Here is a 15,390-nt window from a genome sequence, read left to right on the forward strand (position 1 = left end):
TCCTCGCATTAGATCGCTTGTGTTCCAATTCGAGGATTAAGGTTGTCTAGCTTGTTACTCTAAGCTTAGTGAGATAGCTCTGTTTCTAATCAGGCATAGCGGAAAGAATTAACCGCTACTTCTTTAGTTTAGTATGACTATTCAATGTGCCACGTGTTGTATCAAGCAGATCGGCGACGTTATTTAATAAAATGTAATCTTTTGGGGTTTTTGATTCCCTATTGAATATTTCACTCCATATCTGACTTTTATACTCTTGCATTATTGTTTTAAGGCTTGGATACATAAGCCCAGGTTTAGCTAACGAGAGTATTGATATTGCTCGGATAAAGTCCATGTATATAAAGTCAATCACATCCTGATCAAATTCTTTCTTAACTTGTTTCTTATGCTCAGGCTTAGAGTCTTTTTTAGAGGTTTTATAACTTAAGAAAATAGTATTGTTGTTATTAATATCTTTGAGGTTAAATACAGGTGAAAAACAACCACCAATGAGTAAATACTCATTCACATCCTTATTTACTAACGATACATTATGAATAGGTAAACTGTTATAACAATCAAACTTAGTCTGCATAGATTTAATATAGGCTTCTTGACCACCACTTAAGTAGGCTTTCACTATTAGCTTAGTTAGTTGGCTAGCCAACGGATGAAGACTAATTTTAGTGCTACTATTAATGCTGATAGACTTTGCTGACAGATTCATGGCTTGTGATCTCCTAAATTAATTCTTTGCCCTATCATAATGAAAGCGTAATGACAGAAAATTTGTAAAGTTCTAACGGTCCATTGCTTGATTGGGAGATTTGATTTCTCTCTATTATTAAGCCTAGTCTGCTCAGTTTGGCTAGATAGTGATAATTCAGCACGGATCTGCTTTTTGTATATCTTGCCGTTTAATTTATCAGCTACATTGCACTTTTTTATTTGAGATGAGGCAAGTAATTTCATCACAGGCTTCCATTGCTCTTTATCATCATCGCTAGCTTGTGCATAATGGTATATTTTTAAATTAATATTTTTTTTAAAGACTAGTTGTCCTAATACTTGTATATAGCTATATAGATCTAATGCTTGATCAAAACTAATATGATTTTTATGGTATTGGGAGTTCATAAGCGTATGCGCTATAAACTGAAGCATAGATTCTCGTCTTTTTTCTATCTTATATAAGTCACGAAATTTATTGGTCATCTGCATGAGTATGTTGTTATCTTCGACATACCTGTCGAATACCGGTAATAAGCTCATATTATCATCAGGCGCGAATAATCTTGAATTACCATGTATGGTTTTAAAAGAAGGGTGATCTTGCAACTGCTGAGCGTTATTAAGCCATATTTCAAAAGTATTTTGATCAAGCTTATAAATATCCATTTTTTCCTTGAAATCTTCTTCCTTATCATGTACCTCAAGAGTCTGACGGACTTCATCGAATGAATATCTTTTTGGCTTTGTAGATGTTTTATCTTCTGTCTTTAGTAGTTCACTATGTTTTGGTTTAGGCAGTGGTTTAAGTTTGAGCTTGTTAAGCAAATAATAATTAATTGCAGTAGGTGTAGCACCTAACAGCTTTTCCCTACGTCTCGGAACGCTTAGTAATTTATAGTGTTTAGCCGTCAACTGGTAATCCATGTGCCAAAGTAGCAATCCAATCTGAATGTCAGTCAAATGCACATAAGAGTCAAAAGTAGTGCTAGGACTGGCATGTCCAGCTACTCCAGCTAAGGCATATATTTTTTTGTATTGTAGGGATGTCTCAATATAAGCCAATATTTTACAAGACTTGTCTTCGTCATAAGGTAATAAGTCTTTTAAAGTTTGAGAGCATTGATGCCCATTAAAAGCATTAGCTTTATCATACAAAAATGACATTAATTGAAAATTAGTTAAGAAGCTATGTCTTAAATGATGGGTCGTGAGATGAGAAAGTCCTGTTGTAGTTTTAATTAACTGAGATATGGTTTTTGATAAATCACTGGCACGATAAGCCATACCAGCTTGATTAGCGATTAAGGTATCCCCTTTACTTTTACTACGCCTAAGCTCGACTCTCTTGAAAAACGACATTTCTGAATTTGTTAAAAGTTGTTCTAACAATGTCCGTCTTAAGGCAGAACCCGTTTTATTATTACCATATTTATTATTACGCACTTCTAGATAAGCTGAAGTTATAGCCACATCTTTTAATCTAATCTTAACTATTTCACCTATCCTGAGTCCACAGCGCTGCCCTAAAATCAAAGCGAGCTTCACCGCTTCTATTTCATCCTTAGTCATTTCAAGATTGTCAGCATTATTAAGAATAGCCTGAAACATGGTTTCTGAAAGATAGCCTGTCCTATGATGCGCTCGCTTGGTAGATGAAAAAGGTGCAATAGGTTCAATGCCATGATGATTAACTAAATATGCATGTATCTCATCAATATTAGTGGCAATAGCATTTTGAGCGTCTTTAGACTTACCAAGTTCGATAAGTTCGCTATAAAGTTGAATATAATCCTCTTCAGTATGATCCTCAAATGCAACACCTTGAGTTAATGATAACCAGCGATTCGTAATACCACCGCTATGAGTCCGCATGCTGCTTACCTTTTTACTAGTCACTGTTTTCGTCAGTAACCAACCTACGATTGCAAGCTCACTCAAAGGAGCGTTGTTCGTTAATAAACGTTCATATAGCTGCTTGAGACCAATTGTGAATCTAGCCATTGAGGTTTTTCCATCTTTAGTCGTTTTCAATAGCTTTGCAATCTCAACGGTAATGGTAGGATTGCCTTTTTTAGGTTCCACTGCGACATCTTTGTGACACTCAATGTTAATAGCTATCTTAGTAGTGGGCTTATGAGATATGCTAAAGATTAAAGACTGCCAGTTAGCTATTGACAGGCCATATGTCGTCTCCAAACCAAGTAGTAGATACCAAGTATGTTCTGGCAGATCTAAAAATAGATAATCTTCTAAAACATAGACCGCACCTATCAAAAACTCTTCTAAAGTCATAGATAGGTGATTTTGGCTAAGAGATTTTGTCATCTTTAACATTTGATAAAGATTTTGAACATCAGTACTAGACTTTAATTTTCTAGTTTCATTCCCTTTGACATAGAGCTTGATCAAATAGCTCGTTAATGGCGATAAAAAGACTTTTACCTCATGCACCGCTTTTGAATTGCTATAAGTATTAGTATGATAGCTATCGTCGTCAATAATGAGAGTTACTACAGGCAGTTCAAATATGCTTTCTATAGTTAATGATTTGTCACTGATGCAAGATATAATCGTTTGCAATACTGGCTTTCTCAATATAGCACTGTGGAAAATCAGTGATAGCATCAAATCTGTGATAGTAATCTCGTAAGCTTTGCTAGCTATACTATCCATCCAATATAAATAAAAATCTAATATTTGCTTTTTTTCAGAAAAGGTCACTTTATTTCTAAAGGACTTTGGACGGTATGAGGTAACGATAAGCTTTGGAAAGCCAATAGCAATGTCCTTATCTTCAATATAGTTTTGACAGCAGTTTACTGCTTCGTTATATCCTTCTACATAACTAAGATAGCCCTGAAAGTGTTTGTTTTCTGATAATCTCTTATCAAGCTGCTCCCACATAGCATTAAATATTGTTTGAGGATCACTTGAGGCAATAATTTGGTCAAAATCTATAGACTCTTTGACCAGTCGTTTGGATAAGTTTTTACGCTTCGAGGTTTCCTTATGTCTATTTTCTGAACGCTGGTCAATAGCTGATTTACGCTGAGCCATTATCTAGTCTCCAAACTTATGACTTTAAAGCCGTTATATTTAATTATTCCATTAAGCTCATCAGAGAATCGGCGCAACTCGCTCCTTCTAAGTCCACTGTGCTTATCGTAGTAGTCAAAACCAAGCTCATCAGCGTGACCCATCCAAGCGCCAATTACATCGTGACCGAAGCTATTAGATAATGATGAGTTAGGCTTAGCAGAAAAGATTCCAACTTCTAGGCTTTTATAAGATCGTATAAAGTGACGATGCCAGTTTGATGGGAGATCTAAAATTTTAGACAGTCTTCCGTGAATAAATGTTTTGGTAAGACTAACTTCAGTAATAGTGTTAGTTTTTTCATCCAGCTTTAGATAAGTAATAAGGCCAATATTACTGTCAAGAATATCTGAGTAAATATCACCTAGACTATTACCCAGACTATTTAAAATAAAGGCATTACTCTTTAAATACTTGATGTACTGCTCAATCTGTTGATTTGCTATATCAGGTAGATAAATATATCTGCCTCGAGTATGTTGACGGTTTTCCTTGTCGCTAATAAAATATTTTTTAGTTCTAACATCTATATCTACAAGCCTACCAAAAGGTTCACGTACGGGACGATAACCGCTTGAGACCGAGAGCAGAACATATAAATAATCAGTAAAAATATTATGTAGGTCAACTATAGATCTAGGATTGAGAGTTTTTTTATCCCAAAGGGCAGAATTGATCTGAGTGATTAAATCGCTAACTATAGATGTTAAGCGGCTTTCTCTTATGGCTAAAACACTACCTATTTGTTTATCCCAATATCCTGTAACTCTTTCGTCAGGTAATTCAAAAAATTGATATTCTTCATTACATTTGGATTCATCGCTGACTGTATTAAATGCTATATCATACAAATGATCATTAAAATCATATTGGCATAAGAATAAATCTAGCTGGCTAACATTAAAGTAAGGAAGTGCTGAAGAATGGTGTATTGGTTTGCTAATTAGAACATTAACTAAAGCTTGATCTCGACCACTCTGTATGAGGTAGTGTTCTAAATAGTTCTTAACTTTATTAAAAGTTAATCTAGTTTTGCTCTTCTTATTTATAGCCTTTAGAGCCTCACTGGCCTTTTGTTTGACCTCCTCCAAAACCTTTGTGCTTATGTTACGTAAAAGATGAGAATATATATTGCCAACTGCAATAGGGTAGAAAAGATTGAGAGTAGATGTATTATCTGCGCATAGTTTAGAATCCCAGTTTTCTTGAACTTTACTACGAGTAGGTGCAAACTCTAGTGGATACCGATAGCATAAATAACTCTCCCTCAAATCTTCTGAGATAAGTAGTTCAGATCTACCTGTCAATAAAATTATTAGTAGATATAAAGAAGTTTGATGGTCTAGATCATATTCAATGTTTAAAGTACCTTGTTCATCATTGTTGTCAGCATTTATACTTCTGATATCTAAACTCATCAGACTATTGAGTAAATATGTGACTAAAATCTGTACTTCATCAGCATGTGCAACATTTACATCAGTTACCTGACTTAAAGTCCGTTGATGTCTACAGTTAACTTGTTGTTCAGCTCTGATTTTATCTAGATAGTAGTTTGTAGGTTGCTCGAAATTAACCTGCTCAAACGATTGCTCTTCATCGTCTTGGCGTTCTTGGTCTTCAAATCCATTTGCTTCGCTAGCATTTTCTGATATGTAGGTGAGATCGCTAACAGTATTGCCAGTGATATCATCTTTATCCTGTAAGATACTTATAATCTTATGAGTCTCAGTCGTCACGCGAGTAATGCCGGAGTCATTTTTGAAATAGTTTTCGATTGGTAAGATATATTCGTAAAGGTATTTAGCTATACGTTCATTGATTTCAAATTGAGCTTCAACAGATGATAGAGATGTCTCTTTACTTAATAATCTATTCTTGTACTTCTGTATTTCAAAATCAAAAGTTAGGGGCCGCTCATCAAGCCATCTAGTGTAGCTATCGTTTTGTTGAGCATTAATAAGAAACTCCTCAATATCCTTTAGGCTTTTCAATTCTGTTACATCAGGTAAAAACGGAACTAAAAATTCACGAGTTTTGTTCGTTAAAAATCTGCATTCATCGAGCGTAGTTTCAATTCGACTATCATAGTCAGTTAACTCAACCATCCTTAAACATAGAAAAAAGTAGACAGCACGGATAGTATTTATTTTAGACGAGTCTGCTCGATGGATTAAAAAGGTAATTAGATAGAGATCTTTTAAATGCAGATGAGGCTTTCTAATATTTTCTAAAAATACTTTATGAGCAATTCCATTTTCGTATATCTGTAATTCATGCGTCTTCGTCAAATTACTATTCACATCTAATGTTTTTATCCATTCAGACAATGTTCGATACTCATCTTTCAATTCTGATCTAAATTGCTCAGGTAAGGTATCTTTTAAAAATTTTAGCTCGATAAGTAATATTTCAAGATCATTGCCATTAGCGAAATCAAGGAGATTTAGCTTCAACCAATCCTTAATATTTGTAGAGTTACTATCTTTATTAGCCATTATGCTGCTACCGTTACAAGTCATTCAAATAACTGTAGCTTCATTAATGTAAAGCATCCAGCATTAAAATCGAAAAAAGACATCTATTTGGATGTCTTTTTGTTAAACATAGGTATTTTCATGGATTTTGTATTATACCTCGCTCTATCAGTAGCTTATCTAAAGCACTCCCATCCTGACGAGTTAGATTGGGCACATAACGTGAATACACTGTGAATAACATTGTAGTGCTGCTATGACCCATTTGCGCAGCAATCCATTCAGGAGACTCGCCTGCAGCAAGCCAAAGAGTGGCAGCCGTATGTCTACTTTGATAGGGATTACGTATATCAAGCTCCAGATATCGCAATAACGGATACCAAACTCTCTTTGTCACATTGCGATGACTCAAAGGAGTACCTGCTTTTGTACTAAACACAAACTCACTTCGATGTTTAGTGAAGCTCTGCTGCTCAATCAATGCATCGTAAACCAGTTGATTCATGTGGATAATACGATTAGAGCCGGAAGTTTTAGTGTCACCTATAACACCTCCAACAATTGCTTGATCAATAACGATTTGTCTACGTTCAAAGTCAATATTTTTCCACGGTAAACCGTCAATTTCACCTGTACGCATGCCTGTAAAAAACCGTACTGTGAAATATGGCTTATAGTCTACTCTGACGTTGTCAATGATGAGCATGACTTCCTCTAAGGTAAAAGGACTAACATTACTTTTAGGTACACTTAGTGGCTTTATATTCTTCCAAGGGTTCTCAAAATCAAAACGCTCAGATGCTTCGGTAATCACCATACGTAATGGCGTCATAATGTGGTTGATTCGAGATGCTGATAAAAGTCGTCCACTATTTCCTTCCTTGACTAGATTACCCCGAAAAGCCATTATTTTAGCTTTGTTTATGGTATTTAGTGGCACATTGCCAAAATGGGGAAGTAGATAAATCTTAAGTATGTTTTCTACATTAGTTATCTGAGAGCACCGCCATTCCGGTTTTTTTTCCTCTAACCAAACTCTGCTAAAGCAATCAAATCCTGAGCTTGAGTCCTTATGGCTATTCGTTGATCTCATGAGCTCTAAGCTTTGAAACTGCTCAAGCTTTTTACTCTGTGGAAAATAGTTTTCATATCGAAAACTACCTAATTGAATCTCTGCTTGCATTTTACTAACGAAATTTTCTAGACGCTTTCGATTAGGCTTAGTGTCTGCCAGTAAGGTTTGCTCTCTACAACGTTGGCCTATGTATCGAAAATCTACATATAGGTTGCCATTACGGCTATTGATACTCGCCATGATTACGCTCCCGCTGCAAATGGAATGTTATCGTCGTAGCCTGTCAGCATTAACTCTTCAATCTTTTGCCATATGAAAAGAATTTTTCTACCTCCAAATGGTTTGATGTAATGAACGCCCTCAATGAATACCGCATCCTTAAGTTGATTGCGTATTGTCTTGCTGTCATATTTAATACGTTGTGACAGCTCTTCGGTTGTTAAATAGGTATAACTCATAGTAAAATCCTTACTAAAGATTAAAGTGTTATTATCTAATAGCTTTATGACCTGCTATAGAACATAATTTACACTAAAAATCATCTTTTGCAAGACATTTTTATCTACAGTAGGTTATTTTATTATGGGGGAGGTTATGGTGAAATGTAATTTATCTAGAATTATGGGCGAAAAAAGACTTAAGATTGCCGATGTGTCTAGAGATACAGATGTCAACAGAGGCACAATCACACGTATGTATAACGAAGAAGCGACCAGAGTGGATCTAGAGGTAGTAGAAAAGCTATGCTTATATTTAGATATTGAAGTGGGCGACCTTTATGAGCTAGTTAAGGAAGAAGAATAAACTTTCCTCCTTTTAAAATTCAAGATAGTGCTGCGCTTATCAGTTATTACACCAAATAATACGCAGCAATATAGTTTCTCAAATGAGTTAAATGTTCTATTAAGTAATAAAAAGCTCTATAGAAGGTCATTTTGATTTGCATCAGCTCAAAATGTATGTATAATTCAATCTGTAGGAAGTCATTACGACTAACAGAAAGAAATATTAATCTACAGGAGGTTATACATGAACACATTTATTAAGTCACCGCATGCTTCAATCTGGTTAAGCGCCGAAGCGATATCGCTATCTACCAAGCTTATGGTAAACCTGCAAATACAACAGGGCTCGCAGTTAGCAAGAATGCTAGGCGTTAACCCCCTTTTCTACAATGATGAAGCGGTTAGGATATGGGTTCAACGTGAGCTCAATGAGGGGTTAGCGCTAAATCATTATGCATTAACGAATCTTGAGACCAAATTTTTGGACATTATGAATCACTACGATATTCCTTATTCGTTGTGATCAACGTTAACTATTTGGTTTGGAGATAACCATGAGCTTAAAACTTATTTTTAGCGCCAATGCAGATCAGTCCGACATACAACTATGTGAAGACTATTGGGCATACGGGCATAATGGACGGTATGTAGAGCATATAGAAACGCTCTGTAGACAGTATAGTGTTGATTATCATATTTTGTTTGGTGTATTAGCGGAGTGCCAAGCTTACTTAGATGATGTGCACTGTGAGTACTGTGGACGGCCTTATCAACTTGATGTACCAGCGGATATACCTTATATCAGAAAACAATCATCTTGGTTCTGCGAATCATGTATTAGTTTTTCTGGCGGGCAGCTTACAGTTGGTAGGTGAGATTTAAGAGCAGTAATAATAACCAAATAGTCTATCGGTTATTTGGTTATTATTATGTCATAAGATAAAGAAGTTTCTATTTAGAGCGATCTAGCTTATTTTGACTCTAATACCTTCTGAAAAGGTGGATTAACTATACCTTCTGGTACTAGAATATTATCTTCAGGGTGTATAGCTATTTTTTCAATATCATTAATACCGATTTCCCAAGCTTGCTTGACATGAATTTCTTTTATACTGATAGCGGAATCAAACTCAACTTCTGGATATTGATTTCCTTTGATCATATAGGCTGGCGCTAATCTAAAGCTTTTGAACTTATTGTACGATTCTTCAAACTGCATCCAACTTGAGTCATTATTAGGTTCCATTGTTTGGATTCTAGCTATCATAGTAAATAACTTTGCATTACTTCCTGTTTTAATATTTTCTGATAAAACTACACGGTAGTGAGCAGGGTTTTCTCTATCAATTCCCCTTATAACTGATACACGAAATCTTTTACCTATGTCTACATGTGTCAATTGTTTCAGTAAGTGCTCAAATATACTCAAGCCCTTCTTTTTATCTTTAAAGAGTAGGAACATGTAAGGGGGTTCATCAGGTGATCCCATGTAACCAACTCCCTCCCATCTTGTTGAGTCCCACAAGTCTGATCTGATTAGCTTTGTTACTACAATGTCTTTATGAGTATGTTTCTCCATATCGAATACAGGTATGTTTTCATGATCACCTAGCTCTATGGGTTCAATATCTATACTATCTTGTTTGGGTGCATCAACATCCCACGAGATGTTTCTCAGCAGTGGGAAATGTGTACCTTGAGTCAATTTTTTAAGTAAATCGTTATGTGAATTCTTACCTAGAATATTATAAATAGCTCCTAAACAGGTTTCAAACATCATTGATCGCGCAAAAATTTTATCTTCTGTAATTAGCTTCTCAAGAGTCATTTTAGAGTCTTTGATTAAAAAACAGCTATCAACAAAATCTGCAATAAAGAACATAAACCATTCACCTATAATAGGTTTGTTATTTTGGTTTAGATCTTCCCATAAGAAAGGGTGGCACAATATTTCGAATACTGTTCCTCTATCATTAACAATATATTCATGAGAAATTAAGTTTTCAGAATCTTCAAAAGAGACTATATCAATATTTACGATAGGTATTTTTGCAATAATATTATCTATCAGAGCAGTAGCTAAGAAGCTTTCAAGACTAGTTAAAATCGCCTCTGTCAATTCAATAAACGGTGTCTTATTAGGGAAGGATAATTTAATTTCACAACCTAATATTTTGGTACTATAAGTATTGTATTGAGGTAATGAAGGTAGCACTTTTGAAGTAGGGTGTTCTGTATCGTAATTTCTAAGGTCCAGCATTAACTTCAGTACACCTTCATCGTTACTACTTTCTAAAAGTTCCCGTACTTTATCTTTATATCCCAAAGTATATAATAAGGTTATCTGCGAATAAAATAGACCTAGCTCTTCTAAATTATCAACTAAATACTCGAACTCTTGAATTTCTTTTAAGTTACAACTAAGTATTAAATTAGCCATGCAGCCATCAAAATTAATAATCTTATCTTCATCTATAAACCTATCATTAATAACTTGCGAGCTCCATAATCCAGTTTTTAACCATGTTAATGATTGAGCAATACGGCCAAGAGTAAGTTCGTTCCAAGCTAGTGAGAAGTATGCTTCTATAGCCAATGGAAGAATAACTTTATTTTTATGAAAGTAGTTTGTCAACAACGAAGCTGCGTTTAAAAGAGTTCCTCTTGCTGCCCAATGCAAATCGACTTGTGAATATATATCCGATAATGCCATATTGGCGTAAGTCATCTCTTCAAGTGCTTCTTCTTTATTTAAGCCTACTAAAGTCTTTCCAATCAATTGAATAGCTCTATAGTAGTTACCTCTCTCTGCCTGCTTAATACCACGCTCAAGAGCTATTTTACTAGTCTTTAAGTCACCATTACGTTTGATAGATTGTTCAGTTAGGTAGTCTTGTAGCGCCTGATAATTTGGGTAAGTATGAAATATATCGTCTAACTGATCAATATACCCATAAATATTTTCAAATGAAAAACCTATTAGATATTCACCTTGTTGGCATACTTTCTGGATTCTTTGAAAGATTTCTTCCATTTTATCTTTACTATCAAAGTTCAGAATAAGCTGTAGCTGAGTCAAAGCTATTTCTGCTTGTAAAGCGTTACTAGGTCGGCTTTTATCCAGAATGATTTCATTTAACTGAGAAACAGTATTGTTTGTAACATTATCAACTGCATAAGTACCTTGTCCTTCATGTCTATATCGATGACTAATCTGAATAACTAATAAAGTAACAAAGTCTGCCCAGAGAATAGAGTTACTGGATTCAGTGATTGTTTCGTACGCGCTCTTAAAGTTACTTTCGAAACTTTTAAAATCTTCATACTACTGGCATGAAGATTTTAAAAGTTACTTTCGAAACTTTTAAAATCTTCATGCCAGTAGTATGAAGCTCTAGCATAGTTGTAATAGGCATAAAATATTTGGTTTGTTGTACCATACCTTTGAGCTATTTTGACAGCTCGGTCATACAAACCTTGTGTCTCAAACACTGGATTTTCAAGTTGCTTACTCAACTCAGCAATATCTAAGAAAATATTAACTTGATTAAAAGTAATTTCATTAGGATTAATGTCACTATTGATTTGAAAAGTAAGTTTCTCAAGCCTTTGCTTCTTGCCATAGTCCTCAGGACTGAGGATAATTTCTCGTTTGAAATTAGTTGGAACCTGTAAAGTATCAATAGCAATATACTCAAGTTTATTTTTATAAGTCTCATCCAATAACCAGTTAATATCTAAGATGCAGACTTGAATACTGTATTGGTTTGAAAGCTCGTCTTCAAGCTTGCTTCTTTGATCAGCTTTAGCAAGCTGATTTGTAATACAAAAAACTTTAGTATAGCCTCGATTAGTTTCAACTATTTTCTCAACATCTTTTTTACATTTTGTTTTCCATGACTTTTGAGTGCTGACTGCGAATGCCCAACGTTCATTATTAGCATTACTATTTACACCTACATACCAAAGTAGTTTGTTCTGCTCTGAGACTGGAAAAGTCTGTGTGTCCGTTTTGCCATCGCCACCTGCTACAGGGCCAGTTTGCTCAAGCAAGTTTGGGCAAATAGTTTTTTGGCATATTTCTTTGACAAATGTTTCAAATGCGAGCTCTTTGCTCTTAGCATTTAGGTTAGATAAGTAGGTTTCAAGGTGTACTCTGTCAAGCTGACTACTAATCATTTTTTCAGAAGAAGAGAATTGTTCGGGACGTCTGTTTTTGAGAAACTGCTTCGGAGTAGGTAAGGCTTTAATATCCATATGATTTTTCCTGAAGACGATGAATACGTTATACGACTATTTGTGAATCTATATGATAGCAACTGCAATAGGCAAGCCAAGCGGTCACAAGCTATATTGAACACCTGCTATTCACTAAATCTGTTCAATATAGGTGTATCGACTAACTTACTTCTTTGTTTTCAGCCATAGATGGCTGACATGTTAAGTACTTAAGATGCTGAATGGTAATTTGTCATATGAAAGGCTCACTCTCTCCAGATATCGACTGATAATGCAATGTCTTATTAATTTGCTCTGGTAGAGCTACTTTAAGCTACTTCAGATATTTTTCAGCGTTGATTTGGCTAGTTGCGATATTACCTGTCATATACAAATGCTCTGTAACTATCAATTTTTGTGAAGTATTGGTATATTCCATAAATATAAATATTTGATTAGTATGACTGCTGCTGTCAAACCGCCTTCTCATGTTGATGCGGACAAACACACTACCGTATTTTGAAGTAGTGTTAAACTATAAAAATTTGAAAGTTACAATTAGGATCTAAAATGTACTCAACTCCCTCTAATACCGATATTTTGATAATGTGTGCATTAAAAGATGAATATGACCAACTCATTGAGGTAAATAGTGGAATATCTAAAAACTGGCAAGAATTTAATGTCAGTGATAGAAACGCTTCTAAAGCTGAATTTGTAACCGATTCGGGCACTACTATTACTATTGTTGCAACATGGGTAGCATCTATGGGAAGAGAAAGTGTACAAGCTGTTGTTGGACGCTTAATAAGTGAGTTAAACCCTAAATGTCTTGCTATGAGTGGTATATGTGCTGGCAGAAGAGGTAAAACTCAACTTGGAGATGTTATCTTTGCAGATCGTTTATGGTCTTATGATGTTGGTAAGCGAGTTGTAGAGAATGGTATCGAAGTCTTTCAAGGCGATACGTTGCAGTACAAACCAAGTGAAACAATAGTTCAAAACATGCAACGTACAAGTACGTTATATAAAAATCAGAGTATGGCATGGATGGAATTAAAGCCTCAGTATTCTTTAGAAGCGCAAGAAAACTGGGTATTGAGTCAATTAATAGATAATAAGAAACCAGTTGAACAAGATAATTTTGATGAAAAGTGTCCAGATTGGAGCGATGTTATCTTGAGACTTAGAAAAAGAGGTTATATCGAGAAACCAGTTAAGTTAACCGAAGCGGGTATAGAATATATTCAAGATTTATTATTACTCAACCCGAGAGGACTACCAGCAGAACCAGAGTTTTCTGTCCATGTTGCACCTATCGCAACAGGAGCAACTGTTACTGAAGATGAGCAAATATATAATAAGCTTTCAAGTTATATGAGAAAAGTGCTAGGACTAGACATGGAAGGAAGTGGGTTAGCTGCATCAGCTGATAGCTACGATATGCCATTTATATTTGCAAAAGGAGTATCAGATTTTGCAGATCCTTATAAAGATGATCGTTACCGTACTTTTGCAGCACGTGCTTCAGCTGAGTTGCTTATTCTCTTATTAAGGAATAGTGAGTCTTTATTTACTCGTAAAGAAGATAAGTTACCAGAAATTGAAAGCGATAATATGGACAGTGATGACATAGTGCGTCTGCTTGCAGAGTTGTATCCAGACTTTGACGAAACTCAAGTCTTATGGGAAAGAGCAGGAGGTAAGCTGAGTGATTTAGAAAATAAGTCACGCCCATATACCCGCTGGCATACCATATGGAAAAAAGTAAACCAAGGCTCAGAAGTAACACCGAAAGCGCTTTTACAAATCATTCAAAAAGATAATCCTCAATGCATAGCTATAAAATCTTTATTAAAAGCTTACCACTCATAAAATTTGGAGTACAGTAAATGTCAAGAGTATTGGATGGAGTCAATAGTTTAGGTTTAATTGAAAAGCTAGATGGCGATGATAGGCGTTTTGATAATATGGTTGAGGCAACTACCTTACTAGTAGAAAGGTTGAAAGAAGATGAGCCATTGCTTACCTCATTTGTATTAACCAGTATAAACCAAACGCCTAATAGCGATGATATAGCAATAAAAATTGCAGATGAATGTTTTACAGAAGTATGGAGGTCGGCCAGGTCAATCTACATAGACACCCCATTCTTACTTTATCGCTCTATGCTTCTAGATGCTTGTCAACAATTAGCATTAGATAATCAAAGGTATGCTTATATACTGTGGAATACAATTGCTGATATGCTACCCTTCAAACGGTTCGCAGAAGAAAAAGAAGTCTTTGAAAGTATATTTTCACAATGGTCTAAAGAAAGTGAGGAATATTCAAGTTTCGATCTTCTAGAGAACGGAAAAGGGAATAAAATACCATTTCCAAGAAAGCTTCCTACATTTGAACTAAGTACTGAGCTTGAAGGCATCCAGGACTTTCAAACCATGTATACTAAATTATCTGAAGATTTTACGACCCGAGAAAGTCTTTATCAAAGCCAGTATCAAAAATTTGAACAATACAGAAATAGTATAAATGAAAATATTAGGTCTAATGAAAATTTAAAGTTAGACACCATTTGGTGGAGTAAGGCTTTATACTCTCCTTCCTTAAATCAAAGCTATAGAGAGTTTGAAGGTAAAATTGCCTTAATAGTCATGGTGAGTGATTTACTGTCTCTAATGGAAAATGCGCCACCAGCAAGTATTTCTTATTTAATCTTTGAAACAGTTGCCGACTTACCTAATATAGATATTGAAGAAAAGTTTTCTTTAGAAAAGATATGGGAATTTTATTCAAAAAATAAAGATAGTGTCCCGAAAGAGACTATTCGGCAACTAACAATTGGTTATAAAGACAATTGGTCACTGAAGGACTTTGTTAGTTACGCTTTTTCTGATGATTCTTTCGATACAGATACCGCTATATCTAAACTGAGTATCTCCAAAGATACAGAAATTAGTCTTCCTAAATTGGCTCAAGCTATTTTTCGAGAACAATCTGCTGAAAATCAAGTAGAGACATGAGT

Annotated in this window: 11 protein-coding genes; 4 read left to right on the forward strand and 7 right to left on the reverse strand. The window is 35.1% G+C overall.

Going from position 1 to position 15,390, the window contains the following annotated elements:
* Positions 1 to 115: 115 nt before the first annotated feature.
* The 5 genes from ACI2IW_RS11450 to ACI2IW_RS11470 form a co-directional block, all read right to left on the reverse strand.
* The gene (locus ACI2IW_RS11450) at positions 116 to 709 is read right to left on the reverse strand and encodes a hypothetical protein (RefSeq protein ID WP_057758583.1); all 594 of its coding nucleotides are present in this window, start codon (positions 707 to 709) and stop codon (positions 116 to 118) included.
* Positions 706 to 3,771 (reverse strand): site-specific integrase, encoded by a 3,066-nt coding sequence (locus tag ACI2IW_RS11455; protein ID WP_102078716.1) that lies wholly within the window; start codon positions 3,769 to 3,771, stop codon positions 706 to 708. The genes ACI2IW_RS11450 and ACI2IW_RS11455 overlap by 4 nt, the downstream gene beginning before the upstream one ends.
* Positions 3,771 to 6,308, reverse strand: a complete 2,538-nt coding sequence (locus tag ACI2IW_RS11460; protein ID WP_057758587.1) for a hypothetical protein — start codon at positions 6,306 to 6,308, stop codon at positions 3,771 to 3,773. Before ACI2IW_RS11460 ends, ACI2IW_RS11455 begins: the two co-directional genes overlap by 1 nt.
* A 118-nt stretch (positions 6,309 to 6,426) precedes the next feature.
* Positions 6,427 to 7,602 carry a site-specific integrase gene (locus tag ACI2IW_RS11465; protein WP_057758589.1) on the reverse strand — a complete coding sequence of 392 codons (1,176 nt, stop codon included), beginning with the start codon at positions 7,600 to 7,602 and terminating at the stop codon, positions 6,427 to 6,429.
* A 2-nt stretch (positions 7,603 to 7,604) separates the two neighbouring features.
* Positions 7,605 to 7,820 carry a hypothetical protein gene (locus tag ACI2IW_RS11470; RefSeq protein ID WP_021813684.1) on the reverse strand — a complete coding sequence of 72 codons (216 nt, stop codon included), beginning with the start codon at positions 7,818 to 7,820 and terminating at the stop codon, positions 7,605 to 7,607.
* 136 nt (positions 7,821 to 7,956) lie between these two features.
* Here ACI2IW_RS11470 and ACI2IW_RS11475 point away from each other — a divergent pair, with 136 nt between their 5' ends.
* Both ACI2IW_RS11475 and ACI2IW_RS11480 read left to right on the forward strand, forming a co-directional pair.
* A complete protein-coding gene (locus ACI2IW_RS11475) occupies positions 7,957 to 8,166 on the forward strand; it encodes a helix-turn-helix transcriptional regulator (RefSeq protein ID WP_057762347.1) in 210 nt (69 codons plus the stop codon).
* Positions 8,167 to 8,391: 225 nt separating this feature from the next.
* Positions 8,392 to 8,670, forward strand: coding sequence for a hypothetical protein (locus ACI2IW_RS11480; protein ID WP_057758591.1), 279 nt, complete (start codon positions 8,392 to 8,394; stop codon positions 8,668 to 8,670).
* Between the two features lie 447 nt (positions 8,671 to 9,117).
* On the opposite strand, the gene ACI2IW_RS11485 is transcribed toward ACI2IW_RS11480, so the two are convergent.
* Both ACI2IW_RS11485 and ACI2IW_RS11490 read right to left on the reverse strand, forming a co-directional pair.
* Positions 9,118 to 11,226, reverse strand: coding sequence for a hypothetical protein (locus ACI2IW_RS11485; RefSeq protein ID WP_404693714.1), 2,109 nt, complete (start codon positions 11,224 to 11,226; stop codon positions 9,118 to 9,120).
* A gap of 263 nt (positions 11,227 to 11,489) precedes the next feature.
* Positions 11,490 to 12,404 carry a hypothetical protein gene (locus tag ACI2IW_RS11490; RefSeq protein ID WP_404693715.1) on the reverse strand — a complete coding sequence of 305 codons (915 nt, stop codon included), beginning with the start codon at positions 12,402 to 12,404 and terminating at the stop codon, positions 11,490 to 11,492.
* Positions 12,405 to 12,935: 531 nt separating this feature from the next.
* On the opposite strand from ACI2IW_RS11490, the gene ACI2IW_RS11495 reads away from it, so the two are divergent.
* Both ACI2IW_RS11495 and ACI2IW_RS11500 read left to right on the forward strand, forming a co-directional pair.
* Positions 12,936 to 14,240, forward strand: coding sequence for a phosphorylase (locus ACI2IW_RS11495; protein WP_102078719.1), 1,305 nt, complete (start codon positions 12,936 to 12,938; stop codon positions 14,238 to 14,240).
* A gap of 17 nt (positions 14,241 to 14,257) precedes the next feature.
* Positions 14,258 to 15,388, forward strand: a complete 1,131-nt coding sequence (locus ACI2IW_RS11500; RefSeq protein WP_102078720.1) for a GTPase-associated system all-helical protein GASH — start codon at positions 14,258 to 14,260, stop codon at positions 15,386 to 15,388.
* The last annotated feature ends 2 nt before the right edge of the window (positions 15,389 to 15,390 follow it).

The organism is Psychrobacter sp. NPDC078501 (assembly GCF_044900935.1).
GTDB lineage: Bacteria > Pseudomonadota > Gammaproteobacteria > Pseudomonadales > Moraxellaceae > Psychrobacter.

Bases quoted from the DNA above. Each gene is read 5' to 3' on its own strand.
- ACI2IW_RS11450 (WP_057758583.1), bottom strand. From the start codon at position 709: ATGAATCTGTCAGCAAAGTCTATCAGCATTAATAGTAGCACTAAAATT.
- ACI2IW_RS11455 (WP_102078716.1), bottom strand. From the start codon at position 3,771: ATGGCTCAGCGTAAATCAGCTATTGACCAGCGTTCAGAAAATAGACAT.
- ACI2IW_RS11460 (WP_057758587.1), bottom strand. From the start codon at position 6,308: ATGGCTAATAAAGATAGTAACTCTACAAATATTAAGGATTGGTTGAAG.
- ACI2IW_RS11465 (WP_057758589.1), bottom strand. From the start codon at position 7,602: ATGGCGAGTATCAATAGCCGTAATGGCAACCTATATGTAGATTTTCGA.
- ACI2IW_RS11470 (WP_021813684.1), bottom strand. From the start codon at position 7,820: ATGAGTTATACCTATTTAACAACCGAAGAGCTGTCACAACGTATTAAA.
- ACI2IW_RS11475 (WP_057762347.1), top strand. From the start codon at position 7,957: ATGGTGAAATGTAATTTATCTAGAATTATGGGCGAAAAAAGACTTAAG.
- ACI2IW_RS11480 (WP_057758591.1), top strand. From the start codon at position 8,392: ATGAACACATTTATTAAGTCACCGCATGCTTCAATCTGGTTAAGCGCC.
- ACI2IW_RS11490 (WP_404693715.1), bottom strand. From the start codon at position 12,404: ATGGATATTAAAGCCTTACCTACTCCGAAGCAGTTTCTCAAAAACAGA.
- ACI2IW_RS11495 (WP_102078719.1), top strand. From the start codon at position 12,936: ATGTACTCAACTCCCTCTAATACCGATATTTTGATAATGTGTGCATTA.
- ACI2IW_RS11500 (WP_102078720.1), top strand. From the start codon at position 14,258: ATGTCAAGAGTATTGGATGGAGTCAATAGTTTAGGTTTAATTGAAAAG.